Origin of the sequence: Borrelia hispanica CRI, from assembly GCF_000500065.1 — a bacterium.
In the GTDB taxonomy this organism is placed as follows: Bacteria; Spirochaetota; Spirochaetia; order Borreliales; family Borreliaceae; genus Borrelia; species Borrelia hispanica.
Genome location: NZ_AYOU01000032.1, coordinates 1 through 3,101 on the forward strand (window position 1 = coordinate 1; position 3,101 = coordinate 3,101).

Annotated in this window: 4 protein-coding genes; 2 read left to right on the plus strand and 2 right to left on the minus strand. The window is 27.6% G+C overall.

Annotated features, from left to right (window positions below; all coding sequences use genetic code 11):
• On the minus strand, positions 1-759 hold a 759-nt coding region (locus U880_RS0100780), incomplete at its 3' end, for a PBSX family phage terminase large subunit (protein ID WP_024654393.1).
• Positions 760-763: 4 nt separating this feature from the next.
• The gene (locus U880_RS0100785; protein WP_024654394.1) at positions 764-1,303 is read right to left on the minus strand and encodes a DUF603 domain-containing protein; all 540 of its coding nucleotides are present in this window, start codon (positions 1,301-1,303) and stop codon (positions 764-766) included.
• Positions 1,304-1,458: 155 nt separating this feature from the next.
• Between U880_RS0100785 and U880_RS0100790 the strand changes: the two genes are divergently transcribed.
• Together U880_RS0100790 and U880_RS0100795 are read left to right on the plus strand one after the other, a co-directional pair.
• On the plus strand, positions 1,459-2,109 hold the full coding sequence (locus tag U880_RS0100790) for a hypothetical protein (protein ID WP_024654395.1): 651 nt from the start codon (positions 1,459-1,461) through the stop codon (positions 2,107-2,109).
• A 163-nt stretch (positions 2,110-2,272) separates the two neighbouring features.
• Entirely contained in the window at positions 2,273-2,689 is a 417-nt protein-coding gene (locus U880_RS0100795; RefSeq protein ID WP_024654396.1) for an Mlp family lipoprotein, read from the plus strand.
• Positions 2,690-3,101: the final 412 nt, after the last annotated feature.

Consider the following 3,101-nt stretch of genomic DNA (forward strand, 5'->3'; position numbering starts at 1 on the left):
TACACTGGCTTTATATGTTGGAAAGTCTTTATAAAGTTCTTCTTGGGTCTTTATAAATTCCTTTGAAATTGCCTCATTATCATATGTCGTAAAATTATATGTAGAATATATCGTGTTATTATCAATATAATCTGTTTTAAAATAATGCTCCGGATGATCAGGATTAGTATCAAAAACAATAAACTCTGGTTTTATTCTTAGTCTCTTAAGCGCTTCTTTTAATGTCTCTTTATGCAGCGTTGTTGCTTCATTAACATAAATAACAGCAGAATTCGATCCTCTAAATCTTTCAAAATCTCTTATTTTATCACCACCATATAAATTAACCCTTAAAGAATTAATTTCAAAATATGACGTATTTGAATATTTAGGAACAAAAGGTATTTTAAGCATATTAGCAAGCTTTTCAAACTGGCCTGTAACATTAATTTCTAATGCCTTCTGTGAGTTGCCTAATATAAAATTATTGGTATCTTGACTATAAAGATGCCTATTTTTAAGTAAAGTTTTTAAGAATAAATAACAAGCCAAAAATGTTTTACCACTTGCAATTCCACCTGATAAAATAACCTTGTTTTGATTATTCTTTTCAATATCACGTAACACTTTACGTTGTTTTTTATTTAAGAACTTCTTTTCAAAGCTTTTAAAATCAACAACTACTGGTTTTGCTTTAATAAAAGACGCAATATCAATCCCAAAATCACGCTTATATTCCCTTTGCAGAGACTTAAAAATACTACTACTGTATATATCCATTTATTTATCCTCCAAACTTAAATCTACCCTCATCTAAGTCTGCGATTTTGAGTTTCTTCATTGTTTCATAACATAACTTCATTGTTTTATCTTCTTTCTCACGTTTTAAATCTTTAAGTTTAATTTTCTTATCTTGAAGTTCTCTACTATTTCCTTTCTTTTTACTCATTTTAATCTCTCTCTCCAATAGATCTATTTCTTCTATACAATCCTCAAGTTCTAATTCTAAATAATTATTAAATGCCTTCATAAACTTAAGTCCAAGTTGACTTTTCGTTATACTAAATTGACTTTTAAGCTCACGTGCTTTGGCATTGTTTTCAAGTACTCGATCTAAGACACTATTAAGAGTAGTTTTACAAATGGTTATTTTATTATCACTATCAAACTCTTTTGGATTATCTTGACTAATCTCCCATTTTTGTCTCATCTTACATACATTAGCTCGTGACACACAAAGCTCTTTTGCTATTTCAGCATCACTTAATCGATCTTCATTAAAATACATGGCATAATCTTCATATGCCCTCTTTACTTTATTCATATCTCTTCAACCTTATAATTTAACAAAAAATTAATTTAGTTTAACATAAACTCTATAACAAAATAATAATTTTACAAAATCAACGAAAAAAAGCTTATAAGTATATACTTAGAGCAAAGTATAATGTATAATCCGTAAAATGAGGAGAATATTTTATGAAGAAAAATAGAAGTATATTGATACTTTGCATTATATTATTTTTGTATGGCTGCAATTCAAATAAAAACCCAGATCAAGTAAGGGGTAAAGCTTCCCGAATTACTAGATCTACAGATGAATCTCCCCTACAAAAAATCACTTCAGATACTGAAGAAAAAAATAGATTTAACCTATTAATGTACGGGCTGGATATAGCACAAAAAAATCTCAAATTAAAATATAAAAAAGATACAAAATCCCGAGATTCAATAAACAACTACAAGGGGTTTGAGACTTGGATTTTAGATAAGGCACAAACACAACAACAAGAAGAATTAAGTAAGGCCTTCATTTATGCATATAATTGTCTAGATACGAAAGTAAAAACCCTTAACAGTCAGATGACTATTATGCAATATGTAGAAGGTGCTTTTTCTGAATATTTATATGACACATACAGAACCAGCCGTCAATATTATGCAAGACTGTATGGAAATAAAACTGGAGGTTTCCCTGTTAACCATGTAAGCTCATTTTTTGAGTATCTTATACATTCACTAATTAAAGACCACGATACTAATGAAAAAAAATTTCAAATAATGAAAGACATACTTGAAAATAAAAATAGTAAAATCTATACAGATATATCTAAATTATTGACAGATTAAAAATTAGTAACAAACCAAATTATTAACTGAAGATAAGTAAACATTTAGCAACTACTAAATCGTAGTTGCTAATCAAATAATAATCAAAGTAATTCATACAACATAACAATAATCGCTGTATATTTTAAAATCACAAATATGTATTAAAATGAGGAGATTTTATATGAAAATAACCAATTTTACTTTGATTTTATTACTATTAATGAGTAGTTGTGAACAAGATAATAATACAAATAAAGGAATTAAGAGCAGAAATAAAAGAGACTTAGAACAACAAGTAGAAGCACAAAAAACACCTGAAGAAGATTTGAGAGAAAAGTTAAGTGACAATCAAAAACAGGGCCTAGATTTTTTAAAAGAAGCTTTAAGTAGTGAATCTGATTTTAACAATTTTCTAAATGCAGAAGAATCTCAAATAAAAGAAGCTCTTGATCACATTCAATCAGAACTTGCAAAATGCACAGGAGATGACGCAGAACAACAAAAAGAAACATTTAAAGAAGTAGTAAAGGGTGCTTTGGGGGGTGAATTAGATAAATTTACAGAACAAGCATCTAGTGCTTGTGGACAAGGCAATTAATCAGACAATCAAAAGAATTTAAAAACAAGATTTAAGAAAGAGAGTACCAAGATATTTTGATAAAAGTAAAAGTATAAATAAAAAGATTTAAAAAAAGGTATAAGTAAACAAAATGTTAACTTGAAGTTAACACAGAAAGATAAGTTAAAAAAAGAAGAGAGATATCTCTCATTGCAAACAGATGGGTCTTTAAAATAAAATCTAGAAAGAATATACAGCAAATTTTTAAGTATTTGTTAAAGCTACCACAAAGTATACTATATATTTTGTGCTGCACCCTTAAATATCAGCCCTTCTGATTAAAATACATGCTTTACACATTAAATTTTGCATACAATGGAGAGACATATAATTTGACATAAATTAAGAGTATTTGCTAACATATTTATACATAATTTTACTTATTTTTATA